17 protein-coding genes are annotated in these 19,453 nt (G+C 63.2%); 15 read left to right on the plus strand and 2 right to left on the minus strand.

Annotation, left to right across the window (positions count from 1 at the left end):
* Window positions 1-55: 55 nt before the first annotated feature.
* The 3 genes from ilvA to AAFG07_RS11735 all read left to right on the plus strand — a co-directional run bounded on the left by ilvA (window position 56) and on the right by AAFG07_RS11735 (window position 3,602).
* Window positions 56-1,603, plus strand: a complete 1,548-nt coding sequence (ilvA, locus tag AAFG07_RS11725) for a threonine ammonia-lyase, biosynthetic (RefSeq protein ID WP_342727402.1) — start codon at window positions 56-58, stop codon at window positions 1,601-1,603.
* 144 nt (window positions 1,604-1,747) lie between these two features.
* Window positions 1,748-2,476: a class II aldolase/adducin family protein gene (locus tag AAFG07_RS11730; protein WP_342727403.1), complete on the plus strand. Its 729-nt coding sequence runs from the start codon at window positions 1,748-1,750 to the stop codon at window positions 2,474-2,476.
* Window positions 2,477-2,630: 154 nt separating this feature from the next.
* Window positions 2,631-3,602 (plus strand): TRAP transporter substrate-binding protein, encoded by a 972-nt coding sequence (locus AAFG07_RS11735; protein ID WP_342729126.1) that lies wholly within the window; start codon window positions 2,631-2,633, stop codon window positions 3,600-3,602.
* 57 nt (window positions 3,603-3,659) lie between these two features.
* On the opposite strand, the gene AAFG07_RS11740 is transcribed toward AAFG07_RS11735, so the two are convergent.
* Entirely contained in the window at window positions 3,660-4,445 is a 786-nt protein-coding gene (locus AAFG07_RS11740) for an acetamidase/formamidase family protein (RefSeq protein WP_342727404.1), read from the minus strand.
* An 829-nt stretch (window positions 4,446-5,274) separates the two neighbouring features.
* Between AAFG07_RS11740 and AAFG07_RS11745 the strand changes: the two genes are divergently transcribed.
* The 8 genes from AAFG07_RS11745 (at window position 5,275) to AAFG07_RS11780 (ending at window position 14,698) form a co-directional block, all read left to right on the plus strand.
* Entirely contained in the window at window positions 5,275-6,195 is a 921-nt protein-coding gene (locus AAFG07_RS11745) for a CoA-transferase (protein WP_342729127.1), read from the plus strand.
* Window positions 6,188-6,958, plus strand: coding sequence for a CoA-transferase (locus tag AAFG07_RS11750; protein ID WP_092116308.1), 771 nt, complete (start codon window positions 6,188-6,190; stop codon window positions 6,956-6,958). The genes AAFG07_RS11745 and AAFG07_RS11750 overlap by 8 nt, the downstream gene beginning before the upstream one ends.
* A 27-nt stretch (window positions 6,959-6,985) precedes the next feature.
* Window positions 6,986-7,939: a TIGR03619 family F420-dependent LLM class oxidoreductase gene (locus AAFG07_RS11755; protein WP_207832125.1), complete on the plus strand. Its 954-nt coding sequence runs from the start codon at window positions 6,986-6,988 to the stop codon at window positions 7,937-7,939.
* A 36-nt stretch (window positions 7,940-7,975) separates the two neighbouring features.
* Window positions 7,976-9,253, plus strand: a complete 1,278-nt coding sequence (locus tag AAFG07_RS11760) for an ArgE/DapE family deacylase (protein ID WP_342727405.1) — start codon at window positions 7,976-7,978, stop codon at window positions 9,251-9,253.
* Window positions 9,254-9,409: 156 nt separating this feature from the next.
* A complete protein-coding gene (locus AAFG07_RS11765; protein WP_342729128.1) occupies window positions 9,410-11,836 on the plus strand; it encodes a xanthine dehydrogenase family protein molybdopterin-binding subunit in 2,427 nt (808 codons plus the stop codon).
* Window positions 11,833-12,672, plus strand: coding sequence for an FAD binding domain-containing protein (locus AAFG07_RS11770; protein WP_342727406.1), 840 nt, complete (start codon window positions 11,833-11,835; stop codon window positions 12,670-12,672). The genes AAFG07_RS11765 and AAFG07_RS11770 overlap by 4 nt, the downstream gene beginning before the upstream one ends.
* Entirely contained in the window at window positions 12,669-13,886 is a 1,218-nt protein-coding gene (locus tag AAFG07_RS11775; protein WP_342727407.1) for a 2Fe-2S iron-sulfur cluster-binding protein, read from the plus strand. The genes AAFG07_RS11770 and AAFG07_RS11775 overlap by 4 nt, the downstream gene beginning before the upstream one ends.
* Window positions 13,887-13,939: 53 nt before the next feature.
* Window positions 13,940-14,698 (plus strand): GntR family transcriptional regulator, encoded by a 759-nt coding sequence (locus tag AAFG07_RS11780; protein WP_092116298.1) that lies wholly within the window; start codon window positions 13,940-13,942, stop codon window positions 14,696-14,698.
* A 140-nt stretch (window positions 14,699-14,838) separates the two neighbouring features.
* Here AAFG07_RS11780 and AAFG07_RS11785 read toward each other — a convergent pair whose 3' ends face one another.
* Entirely contained in the window at window positions 14,839-16,026 is a 1,188-nt protein-coding gene (locus tag AAFG07_RS11785; protein WP_342727408.1) for a diaminopropionate ammonia-lyase, read from the minus strand.
* Between the two features lie 256 nt (window positions 16,027-16,282).
* On the opposite strand from AAFG07_RS11785, the gene AAFG07_RS11790 reads away from it, so the two are divergent.
* From AAFG07_RS11790 to cofD, 4 genes are read left to right on the plus strand one after another with little or no spacing between them, the layout of a single operon-like run.
* Window positions 16,283-17,059, plus strand: a complete 777-nt coding sequence (locus tag AAFG07_RS11790) for a 5-oxoprolinase subunit PxpA (RefSeq protein ID WP_342727409.1) — start codon at window positions 16,283-16,285, stop codon at window positions 17,057-17,059.
* Window positions 17,060-17,080: 21 nt separating this feature from the next.
* The gene (gene npdG, locus AAFG07_RS11795) at window positions 17,081-17,740 is read left to right on the plus strand and encodes an NADPH-dependent F420 reductase (protein ID WP_342727410.1); all 660 of its coding nucleotides are present in this window, start codon (window positions 17,081-17,083) and stop codon (window positions 17,738-17,740) included.
* A gap of 3 nt (window positions 17,741-17,743) precedes the next feature.
* Entirely contained in the window at window positions 17,744-18,517 is a 774-nt protein-coding gene (gene cofE, locus AAFG07_RS11800; protein WP_342727411.1) for a coenzyme F420-0:L-glutamate ligase, read from the plus strand.
* On the plus strand, window positions 18,514-19,452 hold the full coding sequence (gene cofD / locus AAFG07_RS11805) for a 2-phospho-L-lactate transferase (RefSeq protein WP_342727412.1): 939 nt from the start codon (window positions 18,514-18,516) through the stop codon (window positions 19,450-19,452). Before cofE ends, cofD begins: the two co-directional genes overlap by 4 nt.
* The last annotated feature ends 1 nt before the right edge of the window (window position 19,453 follow it).

A 19,453-nucleotide genomic window follows, 5' to 3' on the forward strand; every position in this document is an offset into this window, starting at 1 on the left:
ACGATGGGCAGGTGCAACCGATATGGATTGCCGCCCCATCGACAGAAGCGACCCGATGACCGCTGCCACCGACGCGCTCCGCGACTACGCCCAAAGCATCCTGACCGCCCGTGTCTACGACGTGGCGGTCGAGACGCCGCTCGATCCGATGCCGCGGCTCTCGGAGCGCCTGTCGCGCGCCGTCCTGCTGAAGCGGGAGGATTTTCAGCCGATCTTCTCCTTCAAGCTTCGCGGCGCCTACAACAAGATCGTCAGGCTGCCGGACGCCCAGCGAAGACAGGGCGTGATCTGCGCGTCGGCGGGCAATCACGCGCAGGGTGTGGCGCTGTCGGCGCGCAAGCTCGGCATTCCCGCGACGATCGTGATGCCGCGGACGACGCCGGCCATCAAGGTCGAAGCCGTCCGGCGTTTGGGCGGCGACGTTGTGCTGCATGGCGACACATTCGACGACGCACAAACCAAGGCCAGGGAGATCGAGGTCGCGCGCGGCCTGACCTTCGTGCATCCGTTCGACGATCCGGACGTGATTGCCGGCCAAGGGACCGTCGGGATGGAAATCCTGCGCCAGCATCCCGATCCGATCGAGGCGATCTTCGTGCCGATCGGCGGCGGCGGACTCGCGGCCGGCGTCGCCGCCTTCGTGAAATTTCTCAACCCCGCGATCAAGGTCGTCGGGGTAGAGCCTGCTGACGCGGCGTCGATGGCGGCGGCGCTCGCCAAGGGCAACGTCGTCGCGCTGGATCAGGTCGGACTGTTCGCCGACGGTGTCGCGGTCCGCAAGGTGGGAGCCGAGACGTTCCGGCTCTGCCGCGACCTGCTCGACGAGGTCGTCACCGTCGACACCGACGCCATGTGCGCGGCCATCAAGGATATCTTCGACGACGTGCGATCGGTGGCCGAGCCCTCCGGCGCATTGGCGCTCGCTGGCCTCAAGGCCTACGCCGAGCGCGGCGCGCTCAGCGACGGGAGTCTGATTGCCGTCAACAGCGGCGCCAATCTGAATTTCGACCGGCTGCGCACCATTGCCGACCGCGCCGAGGTCGGCGAACATCGGGAGGCGCTGCTTGCCGTGACGGTGCCGGAGAAGCCGGGCAGCTACCGGCACTTCATCCGCATCCTCGGCTCGCGGGCGATCACGGAATTCAACTACCGCTTCGCCGAGACGACCGCGCCGGCGCAGCTCTTCGTCGGTATCGCGCTGAGCCGCGGCGAGGCCGAGAAGCGCGAGGTCATGGAGCTGCTGCGGCGCGAGGGCTATCCGATCCTGGATCTGAGCGAGAACGAGATGGCCAAGGACCATGTGCGCTACATGGTGGGTGGTCGCGCGCCGCTTCTGAGGGACGAGGTCATCTACCGCTTCGAATTTCCCGAGCGTCCCGGCGCGTTGCTGAAATTCCTTGAGAGCCTGGCGCCCGACTGGAACATTTCGCTGTTCCATTACCGCAATCACGGCGCCGACTATGGACGCATTCTGGCAGGCATCGAGGTCAAGCCCCAGGAGCGCGCCCGGTTCGTTCGGGCGCTGGATGCGCTCGGCTATCCCTATTGGAACGAGAGCGAGAATCCGGCCTATCGCCTGTTCCTCTCCGCCGAGAAGGGATGAAGCGGCGAGATCCTACGCTGGTCCAGAGTAAAGATCCTACGCTGGTCCAGAGTAAAGAGGACGGTTGGCGGTGCAAGACATCGGCGAGCCGCTACGCAATCCGTGCTGAAGAGGCAATTCGTGCTGAAGAGAAAGGCAGTCCGTATGACCCGTGAGGAACGACAATTGCGCGAGGCGATCATTGCCAAGTGCCGATGGATGAATTCGTCGGGTCTCAACCAGGGGACATCAGGCAACATCTCCGCCCGCTACAAGGACAGAATGCTGATCACGCCCTCGGCGACCCCGTATGATTCGATGAAACCGGAGATGATCGCGTCGATGCCGCTCGAGGGCCACGGTGGCGCGTGGGAGGGGCCGCTGCAGCCCTCCACCGAATGGCGCTTTCACCTCGACATCACGCGCGCCCGGCCCGATGTCGGCGCCATCGTCCACACCCACTCGACCTATGCAACCGTGCTTGCGATCGCGCGCAAGCCGATCCCGGCCTGCCACTACATGATCGCGGCATTCGGCGGCACCGACATCCGCTGCGCCGGCTACGCGCGCTACGGCACCAAGGAATTGTCGGATCATGCGATTGCCGCGCTGGAGGGTCGCAATGGCTGCCTGCTCGCCAATCACGGCATGATCGCGCTCGGCGCCAATCTCGACAAGGCGATGTGGCTCGCGGTCGAGCTCGAGACCCTCGCGCGGCAGTATTACCTCTCGCTTGCGCTCGACTCGCGGATCATCCTGAGCGACGAGGAGATCGCCGACACCGCGAAGGGGTTCTCCACCTACGGGTTGCAGGCGCCAAAGCCGAACAAGGCCCGTGCGACGGCAAAGGCGGCACCGCGCCGCGCCGAGAAACGGCGTAGCAGCAAGCGATGACGGGCACTGCGCCGGTCGAGGACGGCATGTTTGACGGCCCCGTCAGCATAGGCAAGACTGATCGAAGTCAAACTGTGCTTGCGGGACATTTCCGGTGCTCAATTCCGATTCTGATTTGCCTTCGCCGACCAGTTGGGCCGGTCTGCGCTCTGCCATGGCGGCGCTTCTCGTCGCGTCGACGGTCTTCTTCGGCGCACCTGCGTCCGCTCAAGTGGCGTGGCAGATGGCGACGGAATATCCTCGAAGCAATATTTCGGGAGTTGGCTTGGAAAAATTCGCGGAGCTCGTCTCCGCGCAGACGAACGGATACGTTACAGTCCGCAATGCGTTCGATAACGAGTTGAAGATCAGCTCCGGCGAAATGTTGCGCGCGGCCCAAGAAGGGCGGATTGCCGGTGGCGACGCATTTGCGGGGCCGCTCGAAGCGTCCGATCCGGTGTTTGGTTTGCCGTCGCTGCCGTTTGTCGTCCAGTCCATCGAGGCGGCGCGGACCATCAACGAGCGCGCGCGGCCACTCTATGAGAAGGCTTTGGCCGCGCGCGGCCTCAAGCTCCTGTACGTCACTATTTGGCCGTCCACCGGCCTCTGGAGCGTGCAGCCAATTTCGACGCCGACGGACCTGCGATCTATTGCCGCGCGGACGTATGACTACAATTCGGCCGAGGTGATGCGCGCGGTCGGTGCAACGGCGGAGTATCTTCCGTTCAACGAGGCAATCGCCAAGGTAAAAAGCCATGAGCTGAATGCCATCCTGACATCGGGCGACGGCGGGGCCGGCCGCAAGCTCTGGCAGGATCTGCCCCATTTCACGGCGATCAACTACGCGATCCCGATCTCGATTGCCTTTGTAAGGACCGATGCCTTTGAAGCACTCCCGGAATCGGTTCAACGCCAAGTGATGCAGGTAGCTGCCGAGACGGAACAAAGCCAGTTCCAGCTTCTGGCCAATCGCACGGCCGAGAATTATGCGCGCATGCGCGCCAACGGGGTTGAGATCGCAGAGCCGGCGCCGGCTCCTGTTCTCGCCGCGCTCAAGCAAGGTGCGTCGGCACCAATCGCAATGTGGAAGGCCAAGGCTCCTCCGGAAGCCGTGGCTATCGTTGAGCGGGCGTTGCAGCAGCAGTAGACGGTGGTGTCATGCACTGGCGGCGATGAGCCAAGGTGCTGTGCGCGGCGCGCAACATTAGTTCGTGCGTCGGTCGCGGCCTTGCGGTGTGAACGCATTGACGGTCGATCTGCTGGCCGACGCGGATGTGGTCTCGACCCGAGGGGTCGCAAGATGCAGATCGCGGTGAATGTGAAATTCGAACGTACCGGCGAGCGCCGTTTCGATGGCGGAGAGCTGCGCAGCTCCATCGTCGAGCAACGCGTAGCCATGACCCGCCGAGAACAATGCGCCTGCGACGAAGATCGGGAAATAGGCGGTGCATCCGACGCCGAGATCCCTGTTGTCGATGCGCCCGCTGAAACCATTCGCTTCGTTCGGCTTGCGGGGGTCCCAGTTCGCCGGCGGCGCGACACCGAAGTTGCCGAAGCACGGCGACAACCTCAGCTCTCGTCCCCAGGGCAGGCGCGCGATATTGCGCGTGCGATCGAGCGGGACATGCCGGCAGCAAAAGTCCAATGAGGTTTCCCGCGCAGCGCTCGTCGGGGCCCTCATGTTCCAACCCCAGTCCGATCGCAGGCGGACATCGAGGACACGAACCTCGAGCACGTCACCTGGTTCGGCGCCCTCGATGTGGATCGGTCCTGTCAATAGCCGCGGTGCGGCTCCGCGGGACGCGGGGATGTCGCTGCAGCCAAGCGGTTCGACCAGGTCGCTCACGACATCGAACGCTTCATCCGGCTCGGCCGATAGCGTCTCGATCGTCACCCGATCACCCGACGCAATTCTGATGACGGGGCTGAGCCGGCCATCCCACAGTCCCCAATGAAGATGATCTGGTGTCGAGGTAAGATAATGCTCCACGGTCCATCCTCTCTTGTTGGTTCTTGTTGACGCCTGTGCGCCCGCTGCGGCACCAGGCGGGCCACTTCAACCGGGTGGTCGCTGTGGAAGCAGGGCGCTGCATGGCGACGCTTTCGAAAGTGACGTTGGCTCATAAGCACGATCTGTGCCAAGAGCCGTGATGCTGGGTGAGACATCCTATCTATCGGCTTATGGCCCTAATACCCTCCGCTTCGAGCCGACATTTTGAGCTGGTCAGGCCAACCATGCGGCAGTTCCGTCCGCTCGCGTAGCTGATAGCCGGAACCGTGAGAGGCGGGACCGTCAAGTTGGAAAAGTGCGCGCTGCTCGTCTCACGTGCAGCCGACCTGTGGTCTTCATCGCGGATCATCTGAGACATGAGCGAGCTCGCGCGTTCGACGCATGATTTGCGATCGCCAAGCGGCACAATGATGCCGTAGCGCCATTTCAGCTGCTTCGGCCTGTTTCGCGTCAAGGAATACTCAACCTTGCCGAGCTGCCTGGTGACTCGGATGTTCTCAACCATCCGGCAGAAGGGCGCGATGACGCGCCGAGCAATTGTCGCCGGACGCAATAGCTCATCTCCCGCAGTAAGGACTGCTGCGCTTCTTCGATGGCCACTTACTTCGCCATGTCATCTCGCGGCTGCTGAACTCGTCACGATTGGCCGTCGCGAAGATTCTGCTAGACGTATGGGACTAACATTAGTACGATAGGTCCAATTGGCAGGAAGGGCCTGCGGTTCGCTCCTCAGCCGCTGCCGGTTGCCGACAAGGAGGATGTTTTGCCGGATACCCTGGTGGAGCCGTACACGCGGCTCAGAGAGAAGATGGCGCAGCGCGACCGCAGCCTGCGCGAGAAGGTGGTGTCGCTCGAGGAAGCGGCAGGCTTCGTCCAAGATGGCATGAAAGTGGGTGTTGGCGGGTCGACCATGTCCCGCACGCCAATGGCGATGCTCTGGGAGCTGATCCGCCGGCGTCGCAAGGACCTTTCGATTTCGCGCTGCATCGTCTCGACGGACGGTGACCTCGTGTTCGGATCCGGCATTGCGAATCACGTCGTCACCAGCTGGTTCGCCCAGGGGATTCTCTGGGGCCTGTCCAAGGTGATGCGGCATCACGTGGAAAATGGCGGCAAGCGCTATGAGGAATGGAGCCACATGGCTGTCGGCATGCGCTTTCGCGCCGGCGGCATGGGCGTTCCGTTCCTGCCGACTCGCGCCATGTTGGGGTCGGATATCGTTGGTCAGCGTCCCGAAGCCAAGCAGATCGATTGCCCGTTCACCGGCGAGAAGCTGCTGCTGGTTCCCGCGCTCAACCCCGACGTCGCGCTGATCCACGTCCAGCGCTGCGACCCCTACGGCAACGCCCAGATCGACGGCCTGCAATTCATGGACATCGATCTCGCGCTGGCCGCCAACAGCGTGATCCTCACGACCGAGCGGATCGTCTCGAACGACCAGATCCGGCGCGCGCCGGACCAGACGAAGATCCCGTTCTTCTGCGTCGATGCCGTGGTCGAGGTTCCCTACGGATCGGCGCCGCACGAGTGCTACGGCCTCTACGAGCCGATGATGCGGCACATGGAGGCCTATGTCGCGCAGGTCAACGCGGATCCCGTGAAGGGCATGCAGGAATATCTCGACCGCTATTTTTACAGCCCGAAGTCCTGGAACGAATATCTCTCGCTGATCGGCATGGATGAGGTGTTGGAGGCAACGCAGAAGGGCAGGAGCATCTATAATGACTGAGGCGCAGCGCTACACCGCAAGCGAAATTCTCGCGATCTTGAGCGCGCGCCAGCTGCAGGACGGGCAGGTGGTCTTCGCCGGCATCGGCGTGCCGCTGCTCGCTGCAACCCTGGCCCAGCGCACCCGCTGTCCAGCCCTGACCATTCTGTTCGAGGGCGGCGTGGTCGGCGCCTTCGTCGAGCCGGGCAAACTGCCGCCGTCGACCAATGACCAGCGCTGCACCAAGCGCGCCAACATGGTCCTCGGCAGCGCCGATGTCTTGCTGCTGCTCCAGCGCGGTTACGTCGATGTCGGCTTCATGGGCGGCGCCCAGATCGATCAGTTCGGCAATCTGAACTCGTCGTTCATCGGCGACCCGGCGAAGCCGAAGACGCGCCTGCCGGGCACCGGCGGCGGCAATGACATCTCCAGCCTGACCAACATGATCGTCGCGATGAAGCACGAGAAGCGGCGCTTCGTCGAAAAGGTCGACTTCATCACCAGCCCCGGGTTCATCCGCGGCGGCACCAGCCGGCGCGACTCCGGCCTGCCGAGCGGCGGCATGTGGCGCGTGATTACCGAGCTCGCCGTGTTCGGCTTCGACGACAGGACCCGGCGCATCAAGGTGCTGGCGCTCAATCCCGGCGTCAGCCGCGAGGAAGTACAGGACAATACCGGCTTCAGGCTCGACTTCGACGAGAATCTCCACGTCACGTCGCCGCCGACCGACCACGAACTCGAGACGCTGCGGATGCTCGATCCCGACCGTCTCTTCACCGCTTAAAGCTACACCAAGTCCGGAGATCTATCGATGACCACGCTCGCCAACACGTTTGGTATTGCCGCGCGCAATTTCACCGCTTATCCCGAAATGCCCAACGCCCGGGCGCTCGTCGAGTATGGCGTTCGGGTCGAGGAGCTCGGCTACGATTCGGTCTGGGTCTGGGATCACATGCTTCTCGGCGTCGATCCGAACTTCCCGATCATCGATTCGTTGACGACGCTGACGGGCATTGCCGCGCGCACGAAGCGGATCAAGATGGGCACCGGCATCCTGGTTCTGCCGCTCCGCAACGCGGTGGCGCTCGCCAAGCAGCTCTCGAGCATGGATCAGCTGTCCGAAGGCCGCCTGATCATGGGTATGGCGTCCGGATGGTACAAGCGCGAGTTCGATGCGCTCGGCATTCCCTTCGAGAAACGCGGCAAGATCATGGATGAGAATCTTGAGATCATGCGCCGGCTGTGGACCGAAGAGTCGGTTACCGGCGAATACATGCGCCACAACATTTCGAAGGCGGTGATGTATCCCAAGCCGGCGCAGCCGCAAATTCCGCTGCTGATCGGCGGATACGCCGATCCCGTGCTGAAGCGCGCCGCTCTGAACGGGGACGGCTGGCTCACCTACTTCTATCGTCCGGCCGACTTCAAGAAGTCCTGGGACAAGATCATCAACTTCGCCAAGGAGGGCGGCAAGGATCCGTCGACTTTGAAGAACGCCTCGCAGCTGCCGATCATGATCGGCAAATCGCGGCAGGCGGTCGAAGCCGACATGATGGACTGGCTCAACAAGGAGTGGGATTTTCCGGCTCACAGCGATTGCAGCCGCGAGAGCGCAATCATGGGCTCGGTCGATGAGTGCGTCGCCCAGCTTCGCGAACACATCGCGCTCGGCGTCCAGAAGATCATCTTCGTCCCGTACAAGTACCAGGCGGACCAGGTCGAGACCATCGCGCGTGAGATCATCCCGCGCCTACGCGCCAAGTAACGAACCCGGAAAAAGCTCAACACAGGCGACAAGCAGATGACTGACCCCGTACGCAAGAAGATCATCGACAAGGTCGACGCTTCGAAGGATCACGCGATCAAGTTCCTCCAGGACATGGTCGCGATCCCGAGCGTGACCGGCGACGAAGCCGCGATCCAGAAGCATATGCACGGCTACCTGACCGAGGTCGGTCTGGAGGTCGACATGTGGGAGACCAATTGGGACGAGCTCAAGAAGCATCCCGGCTATCGCCCGGTCGACCGCGGCTATGAGAATCGTCCCAACATCGTTGCGACCCTGAAGGGCACCGGCGGCGGCCGCTCGCTGCTTCTCAACGGCCACACCGACGTGATCCCCGTCGGCAACGGCGAGGGATGGAGCGACAATCCGTGGTCGGCTTCGATCAAGAACGGGCGCATCTATGGCCGCGGTTCGTGCGACATGAAGAGCGGCGTTGCCAGCCACGTGCTCGCGGTCCAGTACTTGAAGGAGCTTGGCCTCACTCCGAAGGGCGATGTCATGATCAACATCGTCATCGACGAGGAAGTCAGCGGACACGGCACGCTCGACACCGTCATCCGCGGATACAAGGCGGACGCCGGTATTTCCGGCGAGACCAGCGACCTGTTCGTGCAGCCGGCCTGCATCGGGCGCATCTGGTTCCAGATCGACATCGAAGGCAAGCCCGCCGGTATCCAGCAGCGCTACCTTGGCATCAGCGCCATTGAGCTCGGCAATAAGATCGTGAAGGCCGTGCAGGAGCTGGAAGACGAGCGCGTTGCGAACGTCAAGCACGCGCTCTACCCGAGCGCCATCGACTCCTTGCCCTGCATCATCGGCAGCTTCCAGGCCGGCAACTATCCGAGCGCCTTCCCGGCGAGCGCCGTTCTGAAGGGATCGATCGGGACGGTGCCGAGCGAGGACCACGAGGGCGTCAAGCAGAGCCTCGTCAAGAAGATCGCCGAAGTTGCGGCTCAGGATCCCTGGATGAAGGATCATCCGCCCGTGGTGAAGTTCGTCGGCTACGACGCCGAGGCTTCGGAGATTCCGGTCCAGCATCCGATCGTGCAGACCGTCTGCGACGTCTATACGGAAGTGACCGGCAAGAAGCCGACGATCTCGGGGCGCCAGGGTGCGGCGGATACGCGGTTCTTGAACAAGTACGCGAATACGCCAACCGTGATCTTCGGACCCGGTTCGACGGCGGTCATGCACGCGAACGACGAGTATGTGTCGATCGATGATTATCTGACGGCCATCAAGGTCATGGCGCTCAGCATCCACGACTGGTGCAATTCCGCCCCAACCAAGTAATCGAGGGCCGGATCGATCGGGAAGGGGCCCATGGTTTGGGCCCCTTTTTTTGGCGGCGTCGGTGGTGCGAACTCGCTATTGTCGCACGCGGGAGGGTTCTCGAGACTCGACGCTCAATCCCGGTGATGCTATCTTTGCGATAATAGAATGAATTTGATGTTCGAGCCGTTGATCGCTCCGAACACGGACGACAAGAGGGGAGACGGAGTGGCAAAGCAAGGCGTTGGAGCTTCCGTTCCCCGAAAGGAAGATGATCGCTTTCTCCGTGGACGAGGCGAATATGTCGGCGATATTCGCTTGCCCGGCATGCGCGACGTTGCGTTCGTCCGTAGTCCGCTTGCACATGCGCGGATCAAGGATATCCGCATCCCGCCGCACCTCCGCAGCAGCGTGTTCATTGCGTCGGATATCGCAGCCGATACGCGCCCCATTCGCGCGGTGTCCGGACTGCCGGGCTTCAAGCTTTCCGATCAGCCGATCCTCGCGTTCGAGAAGGTCCGTCAGGTCGGCGAATTGATCGCGATGTGCGTCGCCGATAGCCGCGCGGAAGCCGAGGACATTGCGGCTGCCGTCGAAGTTGATTTCGAGGAATTGCCGGCCGTGCATGACATGCTGCTGGCGCGGCGTCCGGACTCGGCCCTGGTGCACGAAGAGTGGGGCGACAACGTCTTCCTCGAGACGTTTGTCGACATCAACATGGAAGCGGCCTACGACGCTCCGATCAAGATCACGCGCGAGATATCGACCGCGCGGCAGAGCATGGCGCCGATGGAAGGCCGCGGCACGGTTGCGGTTTGGCACAAGCGGATGGACCAGCTCGTGCTCTACACCGGCAATCAGCAACCGCACATCGTGCGCAACGGCCTGTCGGAATGCCTTAATCTCGAGCAGCTGAAGATCCGCATCGTCTCGCCCGATGTCGGCGGCGGCTTCGGCTACAAGGGTATCGTGCTGACGGAGGATGTTTGTCTTGGTTGGCTCGCCATGCGCTGCGGCTATCCCGTGCGCTGGATCGAGGATCGTCGCGAGCATTTGACGGCGGGCGCGAATTGCCGCGAGCATCATTATAACATCACCGTCTATGCCGATCGCGACGGGAAGTTGCGCGGTGTCGAGTGCGAGGCTTCGGTCGATTCCGGCGCCTACTCGTCCTATCCGTTCTCGGCATGCCTGGAGGCTGCGCAGATCGCCAGCATCCTGCCCGGGCCGTACGACTTTCCATCCTATCGCTGCCGCACCTGGTCGGTGTCCACCAACAAGTGCCCGATCCTGCCTTACCGCGGCGTTGCCAGAACCGGCGTTTGCTATGCGATCGAACTGATGATGGATGCCATCGCCCACGAATGCGGTCTCGAGCCGTACGAGGTGAGGCTCAAGAATTTGGTGCGGCCGGAGCAGATGCCGTTCGACAACATCACCAAGAAGCATTTCGACAGCGGAGATTATCCGGAATCGCTGCGGCAGGCTCTGGCAAAGATCGATCTGGCGGGCCTCCGCGCGCGCCAAAAGAAGGGCGAGCCGGACGGCCGGTTGATCGGGGTCGGGCTATCGGTCTATTGCGAGCAGGGCGCGCACGGCACATCGGTCTACGCAGGCTGGGGCATCCCGATGGTTCCGGGACACGAACAGGCGACCGCGCGGATGACCCCCGACGGTGGCCTCGAGCTGCGCATCGGCGCGCATTCGCACGGTCAGAGCATGGAGACCACGCTCCCGCAGGTCGCGCACGAGATCCTTGGCATCGATATCGCGTGCATCAAGCTGGTTCACGGCGACACCGAGTACACGCCGTACTCGACGGGCAGCTGGGGATCGCGCTGCGCGGTGATGTCCGGCGGCGCCGTTGCGACGGCCTCGCGAGAGCTCGCCAAGCTCATCAAGGGGATTGGCGCGCATCTGCTGCAGACCGAAGTCGAGAACGTCAAGCTCGAGAATGGTGCGGTCGTCGGCCCGTCGAACAGCGTGAAGATCGATGAAATCGCGCACACCTGGTACCGCCGGCCGCAGGATCTGCCGGCAACTGTCGACCCGAGAGGCCTTGAGGTCACCATCGGCTACAAGCCGGCGCGCGATTCCGGGACGTTCAGCTACGCGACCCATATCGCGGTGGTGGCCGTCGATCCGGAGTTGGGCGATATCGAGTTGATCGACTACGTCGTCGTCGAAGACGGCGGCCAGCTGATCAATCCCATGGTTGTCGACGGGCAAATCTACGGCGGGCTGGCGCAAGGCATCGGCACCGCAATGTATGAAGAGATGAACTTTGACACGTCGGGGCAGCCGCTCGCATCGACCTTTGCCGACTATCTGCTGCCGGGCCCGACCGAGGTGCCGGCGCCCAAGCTTGGCCACATGGAGACGCTGGCGCCCTATACGGAGTTCGGTGTCAAAGGCATCGGCGAAGGCGGTGCCATTGCTCCTCCCGGAGCAATCGGCAATGCGGTCAATGACGCATTGCGGCCTCTTGGAGCCCAGGTCTTGCACACGCCAATGACGCCACGGCGTGTGCTGGAGGCAATTCAGGCCGCAGCCGAGAGCCGCAAGGAGAAGGCGCGCGAACTGGCGGAAGGGTTGCCGGCGTGAAACCTGTCAATTTCGACTATGCACGCCCCGATGCGGTCGATGCGGTGATCCGGCTCATCGCCGACGACAGCAGAACCGTCAAGATGATGGCCGGGAGCCAGTCGCTTGGGCCGATGTTGAACCTCAGGCTCGTGCAGCCCGATCTGATCGTCGACCTGACCGGGATCGAAGAGCTCCGTTGTTTCAGTGACGGGGCGGAGGAAATCTCGATCGGGGCTTGTGTCACGCATGCCGATATCGAGGATCTCCGCGTCACCGACGTCACCCGCGGTGCGCTGCCGACGGTGGCCAATGGAATCGCATATCGCGCGGTGCGCAATCGCGGCACCATTGGCGGCAGCTTGACGCATGCCGATCCGTCCGCCGACTGGCACTCGATCCTCGCCGCGGTTGGGGCAAAAGTCGTGCTGCGCGGCCCGGCCGGGGAGCGGACCGTGGCCGTTGAGGACTACATGGTCGGCGCGCTTGAGGCCGACCTGCGCTCCGGCGAAGTTCTCGTTCGCGTCGTGGTGCCGCGACTGAGCAAATCGGCGCGCTGGGGCTATTACAAGAGCTGCCGCAAGACGGGCGAGTTTGCCCACGCGATCGGCGCCTTCATGACCGACCCCGATCGCGGCATCAGCCGTGCGGTGATCGGCGCAACGGAGAGCCGTCCGATTGTCATTGCCAAGGCAAGCAATGTGATTGGCGACGGCCGCGCGCCGCGCTTGAGCGACAGTTTCGACGGCGGGGCCGTCGACGGGATTCTGGAGAAGGCAGGGATGGTCGATCCCCTGGACAAGCAAACCCATGTCGCTGCGCTGCGCCGCGCGATCGAGCAGGCACGGCCGCAATGAGCACCTGCAACCTCAACGTCAACGGCAGCGCCGTCAGCGCGGAGATCCAGCCGCGGACGCATCTTGCGGACTTTCTCCGCGAGAAGCTCAATCTGACCGGCACCCATCTGGGCTGCGAGCACGGCGTCTGCGGTGCGTGCACGCTGCTTGTCGATGGTGTGCCCACGCGCTCCTGCATCACCTTCGCGTTGGCTTGCCAGCAGGCCGACGTCACGACGATCGAGGGGCTCGACGACGACGAGATCACGCGCGAGCTGCGTGCGGCTTTCACGAGGGAGCACGGCCTGCAATGCGGCTATTGCACGCCGGGGATGGTTGTGTCGGCGCGCGATGTCGTGCTGCGCATGCAGGACCCCAGCGAGCGCGATATTCGCGTGGCCATGAGCGGAAACCTCTGTCGCTGCACCGGCTATGTCGGCATCGTCCGCGCCATCCAGGGTGTGATCGCAGACCGCAGGGGGCGAGGGATCGCGGCGATTCCAAACGGAAACCGGACCCGTCTTGGGCCTTCGGGCTCCGGCAATGTGACCGCGGTGACCGCGGCTGCGGCTCGGCCCAAGGCGAACGCCGCACCAGCTGTGAAAAAGGCGGAAGCTCCGGCAGCGGCGACCTCGCTCAGGGATACGAGCTGGAAGCCGCAAACGACGTTCACGCAGAGCTTCACCGTCGGGCATCCAGTCGATGACGTCTGGAATTTCTTCTCCGACATCGGCGCGGTCGCGGCTTGCCTGCCGGGCGCATCGCTCGCCGGTGAGCCGGTCGACGGTCACGTCGACGGCCAGATCAAGATCAAGGTCGGGCCGATCTCTGCCGAATTTCAAGGCATCGCCGATGTGACGCGCGATGATGCGAGCCGCACGGGCACGATTGTCGGTGCAGGCAAGGACAAGCGCAGCAACTCGTCAACCCGCGGCCTGATCGGCTATGCCGTCAAGCCGGGTGACGTGGAGAACCAAACCAGGGTTGATCTCAGCATCGGCTTCACCTTGACCGGGGCCCTGGCGCAGTTCAGCCGCTCCGGCCTGATCCAGGATGTGGCCGGACGGATCATCGCTGTCTTTGTCCAGAACCTCGAGACGCGGCTCTCCCATCGATCGGGTGGAGGCGAGGGTGAGCCGGCCATGGTCAGGGAATTCGACGCCGGCGCGCTCATGCGATCGATGGCGTTGGATTATGTGAGACGAGCGCTTCGATGGCTCTTGCGACGATCCTAGTTGTTCGGCGATAAAAACTCGCCTTTGGCGATGAAATGGACTATCTTACTATCATGAATAAGGTAGTCCCAAATTACGAGCGCAGCCGGGTCCCCCTCTACGTGCAGGTTGCATCGGTCATGCGTCAACGGGTCGAGTCCGGGCGATGGCAAGAGGGCGACAAGATCTCGACCATCGAGGAGCTCGAAACCGAATTCGGCGTCGCGCGCGTTACGGTTCGGCAGGCGATCGAGATGTTGCGGAACGAGGGTCTCCTCGACGCGCAACAGGGGCGCGGGACGTTCGTATCCGGAAGACCCAAGAACCGTCACTGGCTGAACCTCGCCAATGATTTCGAGTCGATGGTCGATTCCGTCAGGAACAACGTCCTCAAGCGCGTCTATGTCGAGGAAAATGCGGATCCGCCCCGGCTCGCCGCGCATGAAGGCCGGCCCGCCGCCAGCTACGCGTTTCTCAGAAGCGTGCAATACAATGAGGATGAGCCGTTTTCGGTCGTCAACCTCCATCTGGCGCGCAACCTCTACCTCAAGGACCGCAAGCGCTTCACCCACACGGCCGCGCTGACGAAGATCATGGAGATGGACGACATCACGCTCGCCCATGCTCATCAGGTCGTGACGATCGGCGTGGCCGATCCCGAGACGGCCGAACTGCTCAAGATCGGTCTCGGCGAACCAACCGCCGATTGTCGCCTGGTGCTGGTCGACAGCAACGACATCGCCGTCTACGTCGCCAATATCCATTATCATCGCAGTTGCTTCGCGCTGCGTTCCGACCTTCTCGAAAAATCGAAGAAGCGAACGAAGGCCTGACGAAGGAGCGGGCGCAAGGCCCGCTCGAAAGGCCGCGCTGGAGCGTTTTCGAGCGAAGTGGCCACCGGTTCGCGTGAAGAAAACGCGTCGAAACAAGAATCCAGAGCTTCGGTTCTGATGTAATCAGAACCGAAAATGCTCTAGGCGAGGATGCTGGCCGGCGAAGCACCCACGATTTCCGTATAGCGCTTCTGGTCGGTCGCACCCTCGGTGTTGATCAGCAGGACGCGCGACGCCTGGTTCAAGCCCAGCGATTCACGCGCGGCGCTGCTCTTGGCGGCGCGCCAAAGGCCGGCCAATCCGGCTGCGCCACTTTCGCCGGCCACAATGGCTGGATCATCGCCCGTCGGATGCGCGAGGCGGCGCATCGCTGCCGCGGCACCTTCTTCGCTGACCATCATGAATGCGTCCGCCTTCCGCGACAGGATGCGCCAGGCAACCAGAGAAGGCTCGTAGCATTCCAGCATCGCCATGATCGTCGGCTCGCCATGGGCGATCTTGATCGGCGCGCCCGCGATGGCGCTTTGATAGAGGCACGCAGCGCGTTCGGGCTCGACGACCACGAATGTCGGCCGGCTCTTGCCAAAGACGACATCAAAGTAACCGGCGACCGCGGCCGCGAGGCCCCCGACGCCGGCCTGGATGAAGACGTGGGTGGGTGCCTCTGGCTGCTGCCGGAGGATCTCGTTCAGCATCGCCGTATAGCCCTGCATGACCAGTCCGGGGATGCGCTCATAGCCGGGCCAGGACGTATCAGAGACGACGATCCAATGATTGTCCTGGCAGACCTTGTCGGCAACCGCGACGGAGTCGTCGTAGGTACCAGGCACCCGCACGATCTCCGCACCGAAGCGGGCAATTGCCTGCACGCGTTCATCCGTAACCCCGGAATGTACGAAGATGACCGCCTTGGCTCCGACCATCTGCGCGCCGGCCGCAACCGATCGCCCATGATTTCCGTCGGTGGCGCAGCCGACCGTCAGGCCGCGCGCGATCTCGCGTATCGCGGGCGTCCCGATCTCGCTGATATCCACCGCGCGGCCCAGCTTGTTGCCGGCATGCTCCAGCAGTAGCCTGACGACGGCGTAGGATCCGCCCAGAGCCTTGAAGCTGCCGAGGCCGAGCCGATGCGATTCGTCCTTGATATGGATGGACTTCACCTCGAATTCGCGAGCGAGCGCCGGCAGCGATCGCAGCGGCGTTTCCGCGTGGTTCGGTCGGAAGGTGAGAAAGCGCTCGACTTCGCTGGCTTCTTCACGCGCCAGCGTGGCGGCATCCGCCGGGTCGAGCGGTTGGTCGTGAGATGAACTTGTATTCGACAGGAACATTCGAACCGGCCTTCGCGATGAGTTGTTGGGTGGGAGCTGCCGCCGCCGATCGAACGCGTCGCCATCGGGGCAGCGCAGCTTGCCAGGATTGGGGATACATACTATCATTGGGATGATGGTTCAATACGGATCTCGTGAGACGGCCGCCTGCTGTCGTCGCTCCAAAGCGATCTTCGGAAAAACGGGAAAAATTGTTTGCAAAAGGGATTGTCTTACTAATGATAGGACATTATAGCTCAAGCAGACGAGGTGACGGATGACCATATCGATCAACTTGAACGCCGACATGGCCGAAGGGTTCGGCGCCTACGACGTCGGTGACGATGCCGGAATCCTCCAGATCATCGGCTCGGCCAATATCGCCTGCGGCTTTCACGCCGGTGATCCCCGGGTGATGCGCAATGTGGTGCGCGAAGCCAAGCGCCTCGGCGTCACGATCGGCGCTCATCCCGGTTTCAACGATCTCTGGGGTTTCGGGCGCCGGCGCATCGATATGCGCCCGGATGACCTCGAATACATGGTCGCGTACCAGATTGGCGCGCTGCAGGCGATGGCGGCCTACGAAGGCGAGCGGGTCACCCACCTCAAGCCGCACGGCGCGCTCAACAACATGGCCGCCGAAGACGCCGAATACGCGCTTGCCATCGGCCGCGCCATCAAGGCCGTCGATCCGCGCATCATCTATGTGGCTCTCGCCGGATCCGAGATGGAGAAGGCCGGCCGCAAGCTCGGACTTCCCGTCGCAATCGAAGGCTTCTGCGATCGCCAGTACGACGACGACGGCAATCTGACATCGCGCAAGATCGCGGGCTCGGTCATCAAGGACGCGGCGGTCGCCACCCGGCAGGTGCTCGATATGGTGCTGAACAACACCATCACCTCCCGCAACGGCAAGAAGATCACATGCAAGGTCCACTCGCTGTGCGTCCATGGCGACGAGCCCACGGGCGTCGCCACGGCTCGTGCGGTGCGGGAGGGCCTCGAGAAGGCCGGCGTCAAGCTCGTGCCGCTCACCGAAATGCCCCTCGACTAATCCCGGAAAGGCCACCGAGACATGAACACGAAACCGACGATTGCCATCCTTGGAGGAACCGGTGACTTGGGATCCGGCCTCGCGAAATGCTGGCTTGCGGCCGGTTACAAAGTCATTCTCGGTTCGCGCTCCGCGGAGAAGGCCAGGAGCGCGGCCCAGACCATGACCGGCGACGTCGCCGGCGACGACAATTCCGCCGCCGCGCGGGCCGCCGACATCGTGGTCGTTGCCGTGCCGTTCGCGAGCCATGATGCGACGCTGAACGAAGTCAAGGACGTGGTTCAGGGCAAGATCGTCGTGGATGCCGCGGTCCCGTTGGTGCCGCCGAAAGTGTCCGTGGTCCAGCTTCCGTCCGCCGGCTCGGCCGCGCAGATCGCGCAGCAGTTGCTCGGACCCGGCGTGCGGGTCGTCTCCGCCTTCCACAATGTGGGCGCGACCAAGCTGCACCAGGGCAGCCGGGCGGATTGCGACGTTCTGGTCTTTGGCGACGACAAGGCGGCGCGCGACGTCGTCATCGGTCTCGCGAATGAAGTTGCATCCGCCGGCATCGACGGCGGCGTGCTGGCAAACTCGGCGGCCGCCGAGGCGCTGACATCCGTGCTGATCGGGATCAACCGGCGCTACAAGGTGCCCGGCGCCGGTATCCGCATCACCGGCCTGCCCGCTACCCCGGGTGCCTGATCCATGCCTGTGGGGACGCGAGTCGAATACATCGCCCTGCAGGACATTCGGCGCGTCGAGCCGGGCGAGGATCTTGCCGCGCTCATCAGGCAGAGCCTGGCCGGGATGTCGCTCGAGCTGCAGCGGGGCGATATCCTCGTCATTGCGCAGAAAATCGTCTCGAAATCGGAAGGGCAGTACGTTCGGCTGAGCGACGTCGAGCCGTCCCCGGCGGCGCTCGAACTCGCGGCGACGGTCGGCAAGGACCCGCGCTTCCTCGAGGTTGTGCTGCGCGAATCCGCGGAGGTCGTCAAGACCAGGCCGAACGTGGTCATCGCCGCGCACCGGCTCGGCTTCGTCATGGCCAACGCCGGCATCGATCAATCGAACATCGAGCACCGTGAAGGCCAAGAGCGCGTCCTGCTGCTGCCCAAAGATCCCGACGGATCCGCGCAGAAGCTGAAGATCGCGCTGGACGCAGCCGGCGACCTCAATCTTGGGATCATCATCAACGACAGTTTTGGCCGTCCCTGGCGCAATGGTGTCGTCGGCGTGGCGATCGGCGCTGCCGGCATTCCCTCGCTGTTGAGCCAAATCGGTGTCCCCGACATGTTCGGCCGGGCGATGCGCGTCACCGAGATCGCCATCGCCGACGAGATCGCCGGCGCCGCCTCACTCCTGATGGGGCAAGCGGGCGAGGGCGTCCCGATCATCCTCGTCCGTGGCCTCACGCTTGATGGACCGGTCTCACCCGCGGCCGCGCTCGCGCGACCCAAGAGCCAGGATATGTTCCGATGAGTGGCGCTGACCTCAATGTTGTTGCGCTTTGCGGCGGAGTCGGAGGCGCCAAGCTAGCCTATGGCCTCAATCGCCTGCTGGGCGCCAGGCTCGCCGTCATCGTCAACACAGGCGACGATTTCGAGCATCTCGGTCTCACGATCTCGCCGGACATCGACACAGTGGTCTATACGCTGGGTGAGCTTGCCGACGAAGAGCGGGGCTGGGGGCGAGCCGGCGAAAGCTGGAACTTCATGGAGGCGCTCGGCGGCCTGAAGGGCGAGACATGGTTTCGCTTGGGAGACCGCGATCTTGCCATGCACGTCCTGCGCTCGCGCGCGCTGAGCGCCGGCGTGACCTTGACCGATTTCACGGGCAGGATTGCATCGCATCTCGGCATTGAGGCGAGCATCCTGCCGATGACCGACGATCCATTTGCGACGATCGTCGTGACGGCCGATCAGAAGCTCGCGTTTCAACGCTATTTCGTCGAGCTGCAGGCGCGACCCGAGGTCAGGAAGATCGAATTCCAGAGCCCCAGCGGTGGAACGGCGACCGGCGCCGCATTGCGGGCCATCGGTGCCGCCGATGCTATCATTGTCTGTCCGTCGAACCCGTATCTCAGCATCGATCCGATCCTGGCTGTGCCCGGTATCCGGGCTGCCCTGGATGCAGCGAAGGCTCCCATCGTTGCAATCTCGCCGCTGGTCGGCGGCCGCGCCATCAAGGGACCGACCGCAAAGATCATGAACGAGCTCGGCGTCGCGACAAACTGCGCCTCGATCGTCACGCACTATGGCTTCCTCGATGGTCTGGTGATGGATCGCGAAGACCAGGCCGACGCCGATGCGATCGGCATTCCCGTGCATGTGACGAACACGATCATGCGCTCGAAGGATGAGCGTGTTCAGTTGGCGCGCGAGTGTCTCCGATTTCTCGATCGACTAAACAGCTGAG

This window comes from Bradyrhizobium sp. B097 (genome assembly GCF_038957035.1).
GTDB lineage: Bacteria > Pseudomonadota > Alphaproteobacteria > Rhizobiales > Xanthobacteraceae > Bradyrhizobium.